At 42.3% G+C, this 15,378-nt stretch carries 12 protein-coding genes and 1 tRNA gene; 4 read left to right on the top strand and 9 right to left on the bottom strand.

All coding sequences use genetic code 11. From position 1 onward, the window contains the following. Nucleotides 1-588, top strand: a 588-nt coding sequence (locus DEM91_RS05435; protein WP_249858238.1) for a transposase, incomplete at its 5' end; no start/stop codon positions are given. 240 nt (nucleotides 589-828) lie between these two features. Here DEM91_RS05435 and DEM91_RS05430 read toward each other — a convergent pair. Further along, nucleotides 829-902 (bottom strand) — tRNA-Asn (locus DEM91_RS05430). 175 nt (nucleotides 903-1,077) lie between these two features. Between DEM91_RS05430 and DEM91_RS05425 the strand changes: the two genes are divergently transcribed. Continuing rightward, nucleotides 1,078-2,775: a S41 family peptidase gene (locus tag DEM91_RS05425; protein ID WP_249858237.1), complete on the top strand. Its 1,698-nt coding sequence runs from the start codon at nucleotides 1,078-1,080 to the stop codon at nucleotides 2,773-2,775. A 104-nt stretch (nucleotides 2,776-2,879) separates the two neighbouring features. Here the strand turns inward: DEM91_RS05425 and DEM91_RS05420 are convergent, their stop codons facing one another. Next, entirely contained in the window at nucleotides 2,880-3,488 is a 609-nt protein-coding gene (locus tag DEM91_RS05420; protein WP_249858241.1) for a nitroreductase family protein, read from the bottom strand. Nucleotides 3,489-3,851: 363 nt separating this feature from the next. Here DEM91_RS05420 and DEM91_RS05415 point away from each other — a divergent pair, with 363 nt between their 5' ends. Together DEM91_RS05415 and DEM91_RS05410 are read left to right on the top strand one after the other, a co-directional pair. Beyond that, nucleotides 3,852-4,862 carry a hypothetical protein gene (locus DEM91_RS05415; protein WP_249858236.1) on the top strand — a complete coding sequence of 337 codons (1,011 nt, stop codon included), beginning with the start codon at nucleotides 3,852-3,854 and terminating at the stop codon, nucleotides 4,860-4,862. Then, nucleotides 4,859-6,070, top strand: coding sequence for a GH25 family lysozyme (locus DEM91_RS05410; protein WP_249858235.1), 1,212 nt, complete (start codon nucleotides 4,859-4,861; stop codon nucleotides 6,068-6,070). The genes DEM91_RS05415 and DEM91_RS05410 overlap by 4 nt, the downstream gene beginning before the upstream one ends. 807 nt (nucleotides 6,071-6,877) lie before the next feature. Here DEM91_RS05410 and pnp read toward each other — a convergent pair. The 7 genes from pnp to DEM91_RS05375 all read right to left on the bottom strand — a co-directional run bounded on the left by pnp (nucleotide 6,878) and on the right by DEM91_RS05375 (nucleotide 15,267). Beyond that, nucleotides 6,878-9,205 carry a polyribonucleotide nucleotidyltransferase gene (gene pnp / locus DEM91_RS05405; RefSeq protein WP_249858234.1) on the bottom strand — a complete coding sequence of 776 codons (2,328 nt, stop codon included), beginning with the start codon at nucleotides 9,203-9,205 and terminating at the stop codon, nucleotides 6,878-6,880. A 286-nt stretch (nucleotides 9,206-9,491) separates the two neighbouring features. After that, nucleotides 9,492-9,971 carry a DUF4252 domain-containing protein gene (locus DEM91_RS05400; protein WP_249858233.1) on the bottom strand — a complete coding sequence of 160 codons (480 nt, stop codon included), beginning with the start codon at nucleotides 9,969-9,971 and terminating at the stop codon, nucleotides 9,492-9,494. After that, complete coding sequence (locus tag DEM91_RS05395) at nucleotides 9,958-10,428, bottom strand: hypothetical protein (RefSeq protein ID WP_249858232.1); 471 nt, start codon at nucleotides 10,426-10,428, stop codon at nucleotides 9,958-9,960. The genes DEM91_RS05400 and DEM91_RS05395 overlap by 14 nt, the downstream gene beginning before the upstream one ends. Further along, nucleotides 10,418-10,927, bottom strand: coding sequence for an RNA polymerase sigma factor (locus DEM91_RS05390; RefSeq protein WP_249858231.1), 510 nt, complete (start codon nucleotides 10,925-10,927; stop codon nucleotides 10,418-10,420). Before DEM91_RS05390 ends, DEM91_RS05395 begins: the two co-directional genes overlap by 11 nt. Before the next feature lie 34 nt (nucleotides 10,928-10,961). After that, a complete protein-coding gene (locus tag DEM91_RS05385; RefSeq protein WP_249858230.1) occupies nucleotides 10,962-11,441 on the bottom strand; it encodes a DUF4252 domain-containing protein in 480 nt (159 codons plus the stop codon). 206 nt (nucleotides 11,442-11,647) lie between these two features. Continuing rightward, nucleotides 11,648-13,759 (bottom strand): S46 family peptidase, encoded by a 2,112-nt coding sequence (locus tag DEM91_RS05380; protein WP_249858229.1) that lies wholly within the window; start codon nucleotides 13,757-13,759, stop codon nucleotides 11,648-11,650. Between the two features lie 5 nt (nucleotides 13,760-13,764). Then, nucleotides 13,765-15,267 (bottom strand): lipopolysaccharide biosynthesis protein, encoded by a 1,503-nt coding sequence (locus DEM91_RS05375; protein ID WP_249858228.1) that lies wholly within the window; start codon nucleotides 15,265-15,267, stop codon nucleotides 13,765-13,767. Nucleotides 15,268-15,378: the final 111 nt, after the last annotated feature.

Genomic DNA, 15,378 nt, shown 5'->3' with positions numbered 1-15,378 from the left:
GCACTCATCACCAGTGACAGGTTTCATGTGCAGAAACTTTACTATGACGCTTTGGACGACATGCGCATAGCCTACCGGTGGATGGCAAGGGACAGAGAAAATGAGGAGATGAAGGAAGCCAAAGCCAAGAATGAAACCTACAAGCCATTCAGATATAGCAACGGTGACACACGCAAGCAACTACTTGCCAGGGCGAAGTTTATACTGACTAAACACAAGTCCAAGTGGACGGAATCGCAAAGGCTAAGGGCGAAAATAATCTTTGAAAACTACCCGGAACTCAAAAAAGCTTATGATCTGGCCATGGAACTTACCGATATTTATAATGCAAGAAGCATCAAGGACGCGGCAAGGCTGAAACTGGCTAAGTGGTTTAACGAGGTAGAGAAGTTGGGGGTGGACAACTTCTATACGGTGATTGACACCTTTAAGAACCATTATGATACCATACTCAATTTCTTTGTCAACAGAGCCACAAATGCCAATGCTGAATCCTTCAACGCAAAAGTCAAAGCCTTCAGGGCACAGTTCAGGGGAGTAACGGATATTCCTTTCTTCCTTTACAGGCTTATGAAATTATGTGCATGAGAGGAGGGGTGCAACTGGGTTTTACGACTGACCCATAAAAACTGTGATTTACGGACCAATAGCACAAAGAAATAAAATTGGAGTTTGGAGGAAAGATAGAAAAATAATACTGAAATAAAAGTTATTTGCTGGACGAATAATAAGTCTAACGCAAGAAGATATATAAATGAGTAGCCACTGGCCCCATATTTTCTTATCAAGAAAAAGCAGAAACCCTTTTGATAGGACTTCCGCTCTGTGCGCTTCAAGATGGGCTTGAACCAACGACCCCCTGATTAACAGTCAGGTGCTCTAACCAACTGAGCTATTGAAGCATTTTGTGCAATTCGTATTCTCGATTGCGGATGCAAAGGTAGAACGTTTTTTTGAAACTTGCAAACTTTTTTGAAAAAAAATAATCGTCGTACCTTAAAATGGACAAATTTTTGTGAATCAAAGCCTCATTATGAGGTTAAAATATTATCTTTGCTCATCATTAAATCATGTAGAATGAAAAAAATATTGACATCTCTCTTATTGGTAGTCATACTGCCCACGCTTACTTATGGGCAGGAAGACAAAAATCACCTCTTTGAAACTGCGAAAAATTTAGAAATCTTCAATACAGTTTATAAGAATCTGGACTTGATGTACGTTGATACGCTTGATGCCAATGAAGTCATTGGTGATGGCATCAAGGGGATACTGAATCGTTTAGATCCGTATACAGAGTATTATCCAGCGAGTGAGACACAGGAGCTTAAACGCTTTATCTCAGGGAAATATGGCGGCATAGGAGCCTTGATACGCTATCATCTACAACTCAAAAATGCTGTTATTGACGAGCCTTATGCACAGATGCCAGCTGCTGAAGTGGGTCTAAAAAAGGGGGATATCATCCTTCAGATTGACGATTCTACCATGGTTGGTAAAGATACGAAGTATGTGAGTGAGCACCTTCGAGGCGAACCCGGTTCTACTTTCCTATTAAAGATAAAGCGACCTTCCACAGGAAAGATAATGACGTTCAAAGTAAAACGCCGCTCTATCCAAATGCCTGTCATTCCTTTTTATGGCATGCTAACCTCGGACATTGGATACATCAATCTTTTCCAATATTACGAAGATTGCGCCAAAGAGGTGCGTAAAGCCTTCATTGACCTGAAAAAGCAAGGCGCAAAAGGCATGATACTCGACTTGCGTGGCAATGGTGGCGGTTCTGAACAAGAAGCAGTTGACCTTGTGAACATCTTTGTACCAAAAGATGTCACCATCGTCACCAACAAAGGAAAGTTGAAACGTGCAAACCATGCCTTTAAGACACGCATGGAGCCTGTAGATACAATCATGCCATTGGTTGTCTTGGTAAACAACATGACAGCGAGTGCCAGTGAGATTACCAGTGGCAGTCTGCAAGATTTAGATCGAGCTGTCATTGTAGGAACTCGCACATTCGGCAAAGGTTTGGTACAGATGACGGTGCAAGTTCCTTACAATGGCAACATGAAAGTGACCACCGCACATTATTATATACCCAGTGGTCGATGTATTCAAGCCATTAACTACAAACACAAGAAAGGGAAAACCCTCAATACTCAACTTCCCGATTCACTGACAAGGGTATTTTATACCAAAAATGGTCGTGAGGTGAGAGACGGTGGAGGCATTATGCCAGATGTAGAAATCAAGCCCGATACCATTGCCAATATTTCGGCATATTTGCAACATGGCGATAGTACTGAAACGATGTTCAACTACGTGATTGACTATATTGCCAAACACAAGACGATTGCACCCGCAAATCAATTCGAACTAACAGATGCTGAATTCAACGAATTTAAGCAGCAGGTTCTCAAAAATAAGTTCACTTATGACCCAGGAACCGAGAAGATGTTAAAGGAATTGGAAAAGATAGCTAAGTTTGAAGGATACTATGAAGACGCCAAACCAGAATTTGCAGCACTCAAGAAGAAACTGACTCATGATGTTGCAAAAGATTTGGAATTGAACAAAAATGAACTGAAACAAATCATATCGGCTGATATTCTAACGGCTTATTACTTTCAAGGCGGAGCTATTCAAAACGGCTTAAAATACGACAAACAAACAAAAGAAGCCATACGACTGCTGAAAAATAAAGAAGAATATAACCAAATTCTATCGGGTGCTAAAAGTGTAACGAACAAAGGAACACAAAATAAGCACTAAGCGAAGAAGCAACAGAAGGGAAGAAGTCCACTTGAAGAAACCAAAATTGTTCGAAACTGAAATGGTCAGAACAATTTTGGTAATTGATAATCAATTTATTACTACTACTTCAAGAAGCGAAGTCGCTTGTCAAGAGGTTCAAAAGTTTTCTCCTCTGGCTCTGCTGCTGGGACACCAAATGGCATTTGAGCGCGCAACTTCCAATCAGGATGTATCTGAAACTCTTTGGCTACTACCCCGTCTATCAACGGGTTATAATGTTGTATTGAAGCACCGAAACCAGCATCTTCGAGTGCTGTCCACAAAGTTAGCTGATGCATACCATTCGTTTGTTCGGACCAAATGGGGAAATTGTCGGCATACGAGGGGAACTTTTCTTGCAATCCACGCACTACCGATTGGTCTTCATAATACAAAATCGTACCGTATCCGCTTTGGAATGAAGCGTTAATCTTTTGCTCTGTTTGCGCAAACTTCTCGGGAGCGATTCGCTCTCTCAATACGTCTTTTGTAAGTTCCCACACCTTTTGGTGATACTCACCCAGTAGCACTACCAACCGAGTACTCTGACTATTAAAGGGTGAAGGAACATGCTTGATTGTACACTCAACTATCTCACGGATGGCGTCATCAGAGATTGGCGACTCATTTTTTAACGCATAATAACTACGACGATGCGCAATGGCATCCAAAAAAGTTCTACTCGTCTTCATTTTCATATTTGATTTTTTTCTTTAGAAGAAAAGTCTTCCTTAAAATGTTATATCAGAAGTCTTTGTTACAAATATACCATAAATTATTGAAAAATAGAAGTTTCTGCCGTTGAAAAATGATAAAAAAGAGTAAAATGCACCATTTCATTGCCTAATTGCAGATGCGCTTCGTGTGATAGATAGATGCTCACCCCTCCATGTCATTTTATTTACTGGGGCGAACATAAAAACAGCATCGCCTACATTCAGCTGCTTTATCATCAAGTGCAGTCCTGTTGTGTGCCACTATTTTTATACGAAAGAAATAAAAATAAGGCAAGTATCTTTTTGCACTATCTGCTTTTTAGGGTAACTTTGCAGTGCATGAAACAGAAACTTTGCAACATCAGCCGCTTGAAGCTGATAGCTTTGGTCATCGCACTATTATTCGTCATTACGTGGGTGACATGGACTTGTTGGCCCTCCTCTGGACAACAAATGAAACGTGCAGTGGCTGTCATTGAAAGTAAGTCATGGTACGAAATTGTATGCAATGGCAAAAAAGTTTTGTTTTTTGCGGACATCTCATCCGATTCGAGCTTGAATCGCCTTTCCGTTCATCGTGATTCTTCCACCCTAACAACCTACTCTACGGGAGTTTGGCTCAACCGATATGCCGTAATTCCCTCGTGTCATGGTAGATTGGTCACTATCAAAACCAATGTCAACAAAGCTGTCGGCATCGATGCGTGTACATTGATAAGAAAAGAACAAGCGAGAAACCAGCAGAGAATACGCCGCTTGCAGTCTCGACTGAAAGAACTCAATTACTATCTCCGCATACATAATGTACATGACGAAGGATATAATACGGTGGCAGGATACACCGACGAAATAAAAAATAGGGCAGCACAAGCAAAAGCCCTGTTGAGCATTCTTGATTCGATTCAGAAAAGCAAACAAATTCGCATCTTCCACAAAACGAGCTATACCGCTCACTACAACAACAGAAAAGACGAACGCCAGCATGTCTACATGGTAGAAATCAACGCCTCAGCAAAACAGCAAACAGTGCTACTGCAAACAACAACGCAAACAACACCAACAGGTGCAGTTCCTTTCTCTATTATGCCGTGGAAGGCGAAAAGCAAAGGAGATGCACTGGCAGTAGGTTATGGTGGGCTCGGCATACCAGAATTGGCAACAGAAAAAGCGCATTGCTGCATCATTTCAACCGTTCTCCACGACCGCCAACACAATTTACCAACAGTGCTGGCAGGTGCTGGTTCTCCAGTTTTTAGTTCTGGCGGTCGTTTGATAGGCATCACACAAGGGAAACACGTCATTGATCGAACCCAATTACTCGACTTATTCAGCAAGGAGGGAAAGCCATGAAATTCTACTTACATTCATCGCTACCCACATTCGTAACGTTTTTCGTCCTTTCTCTCTGCATGTCATGCAGCAGAATACACCCTGATGTACAAGTTGTTTCACAACAGCGTGGCTATACTTACCGTGGCACGCTGGTCAAAGGAAAATATGAGGGTTATGGTGAAATGCGCTATCATGGTCGTGTCGTGTATGCAGGGCAGTGGGTCAACGGCAAACGAGAAGGCAAAGGTGTTAGTTACGATAGCTGCGGTCAACGAATCGTTGGTTTATGGAAAGCAAACACCTTAATCCATGGTACTCGTACCGATTCTGATGGCGTATATACGGGGCAACTCAATCAGAAAGGGCAACCCGATGGCGCTGGCAGCTACACATCTACCGACGAAACTTATTATCATGGCTATTGGTTGCAAGGCGAACGTAGCGGATTTGGCTTCGCCTCATCGCCTAAAAAGTTGCGTTTAGGCGAATGGAAAGCTGACCGCTATCTTGGAGAGCGACTGGTTTATACGGAGCAACGCATCTATGGCATCGACATTTCACGCCATCAACACAAAATAGGCAAAAAGTATTACCCCATCTATTGGAATCAACTCCGCATTACTCATTTGGGAACAATTAGCAAGAAGCACATCCGTGGCACTGTGAGTTATCCCATTTCGTTCTGCTATATTAAGTCTACAGAAGGTACAACGATACGAAACAGATATTATAAGGGCGATTATCGGGCTGCCAAAAGAAGCGGAATCCACTGTGGTGCTTATCACTTCTTCTCTACCCTGACCAGTGGAAAGGCGCAAGCCAAGTACTTTTTGCGCAACACTCTCTTTCAAAAGGGAGACTTTCCTCCAGTCCTTGATGTGGAGCCTTATCCCAGTCAAATCGCTAAGATGGGCGGAGTAAAGGCGATGTTTAACGAGGTGAGAGCATGGCTACAATTAGTAGAAAAGCATGTAGGCGTAAAACCTATTTTATATATCAGTCAGATTTTTGTCAATAAATACCTGCCCGAAGCACCAGACCTCATGAAAAACTACAATGTTTGGATAGCACGTTATGGCGAATACAAACCTAACGTTCACTTGGTGATGTGGCAGCTAAGTCCTGACGGGAGAGTAAAAGGCATCAAAAGCGATGTTGACATCAATATTTTCAACGGCTATCAGGACAGCTTCGAAGAATTCTTGCGGAACGAACGCATCAAGTAATCTCATTATCGTTGATGCGTACATACTGCAACAAGCAACTGAATAACGACCAACATAAAGGAGACAAAAACATAATTTGTGCATTTCTGCCGTAACATGACTACGATTTCTCAACTTAGTAAGTCAGTTGGAAATGCACCTTCAAAACAATGTTTTTGTCCTTTTATTTTACCAAAAATCGACCATCTAAAATCTTCAAAATAGAAAATTTTAATAGGCAAACGAAATGCAAAAATGAGCTGATTTTCACAAACGAGGCGTCTTTTCAAGCTGAAACATGGACTTTACGCTCTTGGAAACACTCAATAGAGGTGCTATTCACATACTTCAACGGCATTAAAGCATGCAAATAGCAGGCTTATCTCAATGCTTCAGTCGCCAAAAAGTGCTAAAAATGGGAATGAAAAGAGACGGTTTCAATATAACACGCTCAATAACAATCGGTTATGAAAGTTGCTCATAATTCGCGTATTTGCGACCAACTTTACTGTTGGTGGTTTATACGCGAGTTATGAGAGGCACTTTGTAAAGAAAATTCAGCATTTATCATCTTCCAAAACAGCGTATCTCCAACCCTACACACACTATTTGGTGGGTGGTTTTTGCGGTTCAAATATCGCTCTTCCACGAAAGAGTCGTGCGCCAAAACAATTCCTAAAAAGTGAAGGAAAGCTATTGAGTAGCTAAATATAGTACTCAAAAAAAATAGTAAGTAACATGATGCTACTTACTATTTTTAGTTTTTATCATTTCGTCAAGTACACCAATATTCATATATGATGTGCTTGATGAAGTATTGTTCTTCTATTAAAAATCGTTAGATGTATTATCAACAGAATCTACATTATCGTCATGATGTTCAAATCGACGCTGTGGGCGATCGCCATATCCACCATTGTTACGGTGGTGATAGCCATTGTCATCATCACGTCGTGGGCGACGCTCGTTGTTCATATTGTTTCGACGTTCAGGACGTGGGCGACGTTCGCGCTCTACATATCCTTCGGGCTTTTCTAACAATACCTTGCGAGAAAGTTTGTATTTGCCTGTCTTAGGATCAATCTCCAACAGTTTCACCTTAATCTTGTCACCTTCATGGATGCCTGCATCTTCAACAGTTTCAAGACGCTTCCAGTCAATTTCAGAGATGTGCAACAAACCGTCTTTGCCAGGAAGTATCTCCACAAAGCAACCATAAGGCATGATAGAGCGAACGGTTCCTTCGTAAACTTCTCCTATCTCTGGAATGGCAACAATGCCTTTAATCTTAGCAATAGCCGAGTCAATGGCTTCTTTATTAGGTGCACTCACTTGGATTTTTCCTACACCATCCACCTCATCAATGGTAATCGTGGCACCAGTATCTTCTTGCATCTGCTGGATAATCTTACCACCAGGACCAATAATAGCACCAATAAACTCCTTAGGAATCTCAAAAGCTTCGATACGTGGCACCTGAGGTTTCATTTCTGGACGTGGTTCAGGCATGGTTTCGAGCATCTTGCCAAGGATGTGTTCACGCCCAGCCTTTGCTTGCATCAATGCTTTTTCTAAGATTTCGAAGCTCAGACCGTCGCACTTGATATCCATCTGCGTAGCTGTCAAGCCATCTCTTGTTCCAGTTGTCTTAAAGTCCATGTCCCCCAAGTGGTCCTCGTCTCCAAGGATATCACTCAAAATGGCGTATTTGTCTTCGCCTGGGTTCTTAATCAAGCCCATCGCAATACCGCTTACAGGCTTCTTCATAGGAACACCTGCATCCATCAACGCCAATGTACCAGCACAAACAGTCGCCATAGAAGAAGAGCCATTGCTCTCTAAAATCTGGCTCACCAAGCGCACCGTGTAAGGGAAGTCTTCAGGAATTTGTCCCTTCAATCCTCGCCATGCCAAGTGTCCATGACCTATTTCGCGGCGTCCAACACCACGTTGAGCCTTAGCCTCACCAGTAGAGAATGGTGGGAAGTTATAGTGTAATAAGAAACGCTGGTAACTCTTGTCCAAGACATCGTCTACCATTTTCTCGTCAAGCTTGGTTCCTAACGTACAAGTTGATAACGATTGTGTTTCTCCACGAGTGAAGATAGCACTTCCGTGAGGCATGGGCAGCGGACTCACTTCGCACCATATCGGGCGAATCTCATCTGTCTTGCGGCCATCCAAACGCTTACCTTCGTCCAAAATACAACGACGCATCGCATTTTTCAACACGTCATCGTAATAGCGTGCAGCCTCCGCATGCTTCTCTTCCAACTCTTCTTCCGTCAAATCTGCATGTGCTGCATCATATTTTTCAAGGAAGTCGGCTATAATCTTATCGAAAGCATCGTGACGTTCCTGCTTGGGCAGAGCCTGCTTGGTAATATCATAGGCTGGTTGGTACAACTCATCATTCATTTGCTGACGCAAATCTTCATCGTTCACCTCATGGTCGTACTCACGCTTCACATCCTTACCTAATTCCTTATTCAACTCCTCTTGCACGGTACACATCGGTTTAATAGCTTCATGTGCCGCCTTCAAAGCCTCAATAAGGTCAAGCTCAGACACTTCATTCATTTCACCTTCCACCATCATGATATTGTCTTTGGTGGCACCTACCATCAAATCCATGTCCGCACTCTTCATCTGTTCAAATGTTGGGTTCACCACATATTCACCGTTGATGCGTGCTACACGAACTTCACTGATATAGAAATCGAAAGGAATATCTGAACATGCCATGGCTGCTGACGCTGCCAAACCAGCCAAAGCATCGGGCTGATCTACACCATCGGCAGAAAGGAGCATGATTTGTACATACACTTCTGCGTGATAATTGGATGGGAATAATGGACGAAGCGCACGGTCCACTAATCGAGATGTCAATATCTCATTGTCACTTGGCTTGCCTTCACGTTTGGTGAATCCACCGGGGAAACGACCTGCGGCACTATACTGCTCGCGATAATCAACTTGCAAAGGCATAAAATCTGTTCCGGGAACTGCATCCTTTGCTGCACAAACAGTTGCGAGGAGCACCGTGTTACCCAAGCGAACTACCGCTGAGCCATCGGCCTGTTTTGCAACTTTCCCGGTTTCAATGCTGATGGTTCTGCCATCAGGCAATTGAACTGTTTTCGTAATTACGTTCATCTAAAAAAAATAAAAAACTTTATTGTTTTGTCTAACATCTAAAAAATCATCTTCTATTGTAACTTAATGCGCTAAATGATATAAAGAATCAATTGCCTCATGACGGCAATCAGAACTAATGAGGTTAGTCGCATACAGTTACAAAACCACGCAAAGATAAAAAAATAATAGGGAACAAACGAACAAAACTCCTATTATTTGTGTTTTTTCAACAAATTCCATTCATTTTCTGTATGTATCAAAACATATCACGGGAGAGACGAATGTTCATTGATACCATTACAGCTTACTTGGCAATGTTTTTAATTTCGCTTAAAGTGATATGTCCCACGAGCTGTATAATCGTAATTTCTTTTGGCTCTTCGTTCATCAAAATGAACTCATTGTTGTTCTTTCCATACGATTTAAGATAAATAGTGGTGCGTTCATCTTTATCCTTAATCTTCATCACTACTTCGTATTTATTGGTCTTATAGTAGTTGGTGGCTTGCTTCTTGATGGTGGGTATCAACGACGGGCGTTCACATTCTAACACTTGTAGTTTGGTTAGTTTAGAGGCAATCTTCGTAATATCCTTATCCCCAAACTCCAACTTGGGCATTAACCTGAACATTGTGGGCGAAATATAAACGGTACTCACCCCCTTGGCATCATCAAACTGTTTAAACAATTGGTCTTGTGCTACGCTATACATGCTGCTCATTGCCAGAGTAAGAACGAACAGGATGCGCTTTAATGGCATCAGAGAGTTGTTATCTTGTTTCATTTTCGAATTGTTTTAAGCCTTTATTGATAGTATTAGAAAACTTTAGAAGTGCCTTTTCTGTCTCGGCATACGCATCTTGAGGATTGTTCACTATTTCTCGTTGTGCTGCTATTTCATCCTCTTTTTGTTGGGAGTGAACCAACAAACCCACCGAGAAAAGAAGCAACAAGCCAGCAGCTACGCCAACTATCCAGCGTAAAGTGAACGTGCGTGCTTTTCGTTCAGACAGCTTCTCTATCTTGTTCCAACCGTCTATTTGTTGCGACAATTGCCGTTCGAGATATTCAGGAACAGGAACATCCGCTTGATACAGCTGCTTAAACAACTGCTGTTCTACTGCCCATTCGGGTGGCACATCACCGTCAAGGAAATAATGTTGCAGCAATTGTTCTTCTTGCTCGGTGGTTTGTCCTTCATAGAAACGTTCCACAAGTTTTTTAAGTTCATTACTTTCCATTTTGCATCATCTCCTTTAGTTGTTGTCTTATTTGTTTTCGTGCCCTACTCAATAGCACTCTAACATGCACCGTCTTCTGTCCTGTTAGCTTCTCTATTTCCTGATAGTCAAATCCTTCCACATCCCTAAGCAGCATTACTTGCTGCTGTTTCTTAGGCAATTGACGTATCAATTTTATGATGAAACGTTCGCTGTCTTCTTCCTCAAACGCTCCTGCCGTGTCATCAGGATGTGGTATTTGCAATTGCTCCAATGCTTGAGGAGTTGTTTGCAAGCGCCGTTTCCGCTGCTCATCATAAAACAAATGCTTTAAGATGGTGACGCTAAAACCCTCGTACGAGTCGATGGTAGCTAACTCATCACGCTTCATCCACAATTTAAGAAAGGTCTCTTGCACTAAGTCTTCGGCAGCTTGCATGTTTCCTGTGAGTCGCCATGCCATGCGAAACAATTGCTCATGGCATGGCAAGAAACACTGCTTAAATTGTGAGGCATCCATACAGCTTGTAAGGTTGAGTGGGTTGGGAAGCTACCTATTTTTTCTTTTCCTCCGCAATAATCTTCTGTATCTCTGAATTCTTGATATTCCCCAAGATTTGAATTAACGACGCATCGTCATCATCCGAATCCACGATGACAAGCTCTTTAATTCCCGTTTTGTTTCTCTTTGTCAAGATAACGGTTTGCTCTTTTGCTTCTTTTGCTGTCATCAACACCTCATACCCTGCTGTTTTCAGTTGATCGGCATCCTTAAGAAACTGTTGTTTGACAGCATTTGAGCAATCCTCCATATCCAAGACTTTGATACTGTCAATGTGCTTGAGGTATTTCGTATAGTCATCGGCATCGCCAGTCTTTATCGCCTTGGCAAGAGTTATCATCACTTTCGGCACATGTACATATTCTGCCTTGGGCGAATTTTTGTACTTTTTCATCAAACCGTTTACCGACATTTGAGCTTGAACAGACATGGCCATGAATGCCAACACTGCCATCATCATCACTTTTTTCATACGTTTTAATTTTTAACTGTTTATGTTATACGATTTCAAAGACACGCTACCGTTGAGGTGTTCTAATCTATCAGACGTAGAAAACACTGATTGTGTTACAAATATCGAGGACTTTTTTAGAATGATGCACCTTTTCTTGAATACAAGCGGCTGTCAAATCGTTCATGACGAAGCACAGAGATACTAGCTATCACGCCACCATAGCTTTACTGAGCGTTGATTTCTTGAAGCAAACGATCCGCATGTCCCCAACGATCCATCATCAAAAGCACATAACGAATGTCTACTCCGATACAGCGAGCTAAGCGAGTATCGAAGTTGATGTCACTCGAAAGACTGTCCCAATTGCCGTCGAAAGCCAGTCCGATGAGCCGTCCCTTTCCATCAAACATAGGACTTCCGCTATTTCCACCCGTTATATCATTGTTGGTAAGGAAACATAATTGCATCTTACCTGTGTGCTTGTCTTGATATTTCCCAAAATTGTCAGCACTCAATATTTCTTTCATCACAGGTTCTGCCTGATACTCATACACCTCATTGGCACGATTCATTTTCTCCACCATGCTTTCAGCTGTAGTGTAATAGCCCGAAGGTTTACCGCCTAACAAGAAGCCTCCAACCTGTCCATAACTCAACCGCATGGTAAAGTTGGCGTCCGAATAATGCGGCATATCCTCCTCCATGCGCAGCTTGGCAGCACACAGATACTTCTCTTGTAGGGCAATACTGTCTTCGTACTGAGACTTATCAGCAGAAAGTTGCCCCATGATTTCCAGCAAATCAAGACTGTACACGACACCTGGGTCACGCTGGTAGCTTTTCTTGTTGGTGTAGATTCGCTTGCCGTTCTTCATCAAGAACGACTTTTTATACAGATACTCTACATAGCGTTTGCAGTCTCCACCAAACTTTTTAGCAATGGTTTGATAGAATTTTGGCAAATACTTCGGTTCTACTTTGTCTTGATAATTCTTCAAGAGTGCGGCAAATACGTCCTTATCTAAGGCTGCATCCCACTCGTCACTGTTGTCCTTGAAGAGGATGTACTGCTTCTTGGGATTGTTTTTGGGGCCGAGTATTTCCTTATTGTTCAACTTCATGGCACGGTTGGTGAACTCGTTAGTGCGGCCGAACGTCTCGCGGAAAAACATAAAAGCCTTCATGACATCGAGGCGTTGATTGTAAAGTCGAGCCATGGTATCAAAGTTGAGCTTGCCCTTCAGGTACCCTGTTTCCTGCTGCCATTGGCGTATTTTCTGCTCGTATTGCTGCTTTTGGTTGATGATTCCGATGGAGTCGATACACTTGTTCATGCCGATGGAGTTCTTCCAGTAATTAGCACTCTGCGCAAACTTCGAATCATACTTGATGCGCACACCCTCATCTGCCCGCATGTGACGAGTCATAATGGCTTGTTTTACACCTCTCACCTGTGCTCGAGGTGTGTTCAAGGCATCTCTACGTTCACGAATACCATAGGATGAGAGATAACGATTGGTAGACCCGGGATAACCAATTGTCATAGAATAGTCCCCGTCTTTATATCCTTGCAAACTAACAGAAGCCCAATATTTGGGTCGATAAGGTACATTATCTTTAGAATATTCGGCTGGACCATTCGTCTTTTTATCAGCATAAATACGGAAAACAGAGAAGTCGCAAGTTTGCCGTGGCCACATCCAGTTATCGGTTTCGCCACCAAATTTGCCCATTGATTTGGGCACAGCAAATACCAGTCGCAGGTCATTGAACTGTTGGTAAGTGGTGGCATAGTAAGTGTTGCCCTCGTAGAAGGCGTCAATCCCTATGTGCAGTGTCTTGTCAATGCGTTTGATGGAGTCGCTCATGGCGTTCTGTATCGAGTCGAGTATTGCGTTCTGTCGCTCGGTGGTGAGATTGTCAAAGTCTAACTTTCTCAGCCTGTCGGTAATGTCTTTCTGCTCAATCATAAAACTTACAAACATATCCTTATTTGGCAACTCCTCTTCGTATGACTTGGCATAAAAGCCATTTTTCATATAATCGTGTTCTACAGTGGAGTGACTGCGAATACCTTCAAATCCACAATGATGATTAGTAAATACCAAACCATTAGGCGACACAACAACGCCAGAGCAATAACCAGAAAAGTTGACAACGGTATTCTTGATAGCATGGTCACTAAAATACAAGTCATTATAAGGCATTTGAAATCCTTCTGCTTGCATTTGTTCATACACAGCTTGCGGCAAGTTGTACAAGGTCCACATGCCTTCATCGGCACTTGCCACATTAGCAGCAAGAAGTCCGGCAAGGAGTAATGTTGATTTCTTCATTCTTTTTATTTAGTTGATTTCTTAAAATATTTTCCAATAACAGGCAATTGGTATAATGGGAAGTCCATCTTGACAATATACAAGACGAACAACAATATCAATAAGGTGTTTACCCCCAATGCTGCTGCGCTGGGGAGCATTTGGTTGAAGACCGTCATGGCAGCAAAACATACCAATGCTAACGCTACATACTTAAAAATACTCTTCATTGGATAGTTGATTGGGTATTTGCGTTGTCCCACCACATACGACAAAATCATGGCTACACCATAACCAGTAAAGCCAGCCCATGCACAAGCGATATAGCCATAGCGAGGAACAAAAATAACATTTATCGCTATCAATACCGCACATCCAATGCCAGAGAAATAAGCCCCCCATATCGTTTTGTCGATCAGCTTATACCAAAAGGACAAATTAAAGTAGACGCCCATCATCATTTCGGCTGCCATGACAATAGGTACCACTTGCAATCCTGCCCAATAATCTTTTCCTATCAGATAACGCAACACGTCCAAATAACCTACAACCACCAAAAAAGCTAAGAGCGTAAAGATAATAAAATACTTCATTGCCTTGGCATAGGTAGCTCGATTGTCCTGCTCTTCAGACTTGCCAAACACAAAGGGTTCGTAAGCAAATCGAAAAGCCTGCGTGATCATCGCCATTATCATGGCTATCTTACTGGCTGCTCCATAAATACCCAGTTGCATCAAACTGTCGTCTCCCTTGTAAATATGCGGGAATAAAATTTTATCAGCTGTTTGATTCAATATACCTGCCAAGCCTAACACTAAAATAGGCCAACTGTATGAAAGCATGCGCCGCATGAGGGCTGCATCAAAATGATAAGGCACACTGGTCAACTCTTTCCAGAGCAAAGGTATGGTGAGTGCCGAACAAGCCAAATTGATATAAAAAGCATAACCCACTCCTACCGAAGGCTGATAAATATGAGACATCAATTCAGGATGAGAAGCATACAGGGCTGGAAACAACAGATAGTACACCAAGTTGAGCGAAATATTCAGAACAATAATGAATACTTTGATCGATGCAAACTTGATAGGACGACTCTTAAAACGAAGGTAATCGAATGGAATGCACAAGAACGAATCGATAGCCACCGTGAGCGCCATCACCCAAATGTAGGATGGATGTTGGGCATAACCCATGAACGAGGCAATGGGCGAAAGGAACAAAAGTACTAACAAGAAGAACCCCAAAGCTCCTGCCCCCACGGTAATAAGCGTAGAGGAATACACACGATTCGCATTTTCCCCCGACTTATTGGCAAACCTAAAAAAGGTAGTCTCCAATCCAAACGTCAATATGACGAGGATTAAGGCTGTTATGGCATACATATTTGTCATGATGCCGTATTCTCCACTCGCAGATGCCAGTTTTATGGTATAGAGTGGTGTGAGCAAGTAGTTGAGAAATCGTCCTACAATACTACTCAGTCCATAAATGGCTGTATCCTTTACTAATGACTTTAGATTTGACATGGTGTTTTGTTATTAGTTGACGAGTTGACAAGTTGACGAGTTGACAAGTCTATTAGTTGGTTAGTTGACAAGTTCAGAAGTTGACAATTCCGCTGTTTCTTCAGTGCCGAT

Source organism: Prevotella sp. TCVGH, assembly GCF_023522295.1.
Classification (GTDB): Bacteria; Bacteroidota; Bacteroidia; order Bacteroidales; family Bacteroidaceae; genus Prevotella; species Prevotella timonensis.
This window is presented reverse-complemented; position numbering and strand designations above follow the sequence as displayed.

What these genes read in the sequence shown, in the direction of transcription:
- DEM91_RS05425 (WP_249858237.1), top strand. Translation starts at nt 1,078, where the DNA reads ATGAAAAAAATATTGACATCTCTCTTATTGGTAGTCATACTGCCCACG.
- DEM91_RS05420 (WP_249858241.1), bottom strand. Translation starts at nt 3,488, where the DNA reads ATGAAGACGAGTAGAACTTTTTTGGATGCCATTGCGCATCGTCGTAGT.
- DEM91_RS05415 (WP_249858236.1), top strand. Translation starts at nt 3,852, where the DNA reads ATGAAACAGAAACTTTGCAACATCAGCCGCTTGAAGCTGATAGCTTTG.
- DEM91_RS05410 (WP_249858235.1), top strand. Translation starts at nt 4,859, where the DNA reads ATGAAATTCTACTTACATTCATCGCTACCCACATTCGTAACGTTTTTC.
- pnp (WP_249858234.1), bottom strand. Translation starts at nt 9,205, where the DNA reads ATGAACGTAATTACGAAAACAGTTCAATTGCCTGATGGCAGAACCATC.
- DEM91_RS05400 (WP_249858233.1), bottom strand. Translation starts at nt 9,971, where the DNA reads ATGAAACAAGATAACAACTCTCTGATGCCATTAAAGCGCATCCTGTTC.
- DEM91_RS05395 (WP_249858232.1), bottom strand. Translation starts at nt 10,428, where the DNA reads ATGGAAAGTAATGAACTTAAAAAACTTGTGGAACGTTTCTATGAAGGA.
- DEM91_RS05390 (WP_249858231.1), bottom strand. Translation starts at nt 10,927, where the DNA reads ATGGATGCCTCACAATTTAAGCAGTGTTTCTTGCCATGCCATGAGCAA.
- DEM91_RS05385 (WP_249858230.1), bottom strand. Translation starts at nt 11,441, where the DNA reads ATGAAAAAAGTGATGATGATGGCAGTGTTGGCATTCATGGCCATGTCT.
- DEM91_RS05380 (WP_249858229.1), bottom strand. Translation starts at nt 13,759, where the DNA reads ATGAAGAAATCAACATTACTCCTTGCCGGACTTCTTGCTGCTAATGTG.
- DEM91_RS05375 (WP_249858228.1), bottom strand. Translation starts at nt 15,267, where the DNA reads ATGTCAAATCTAAAGTCATTAGTAAAGGATACAGCCATTTATGGACTG.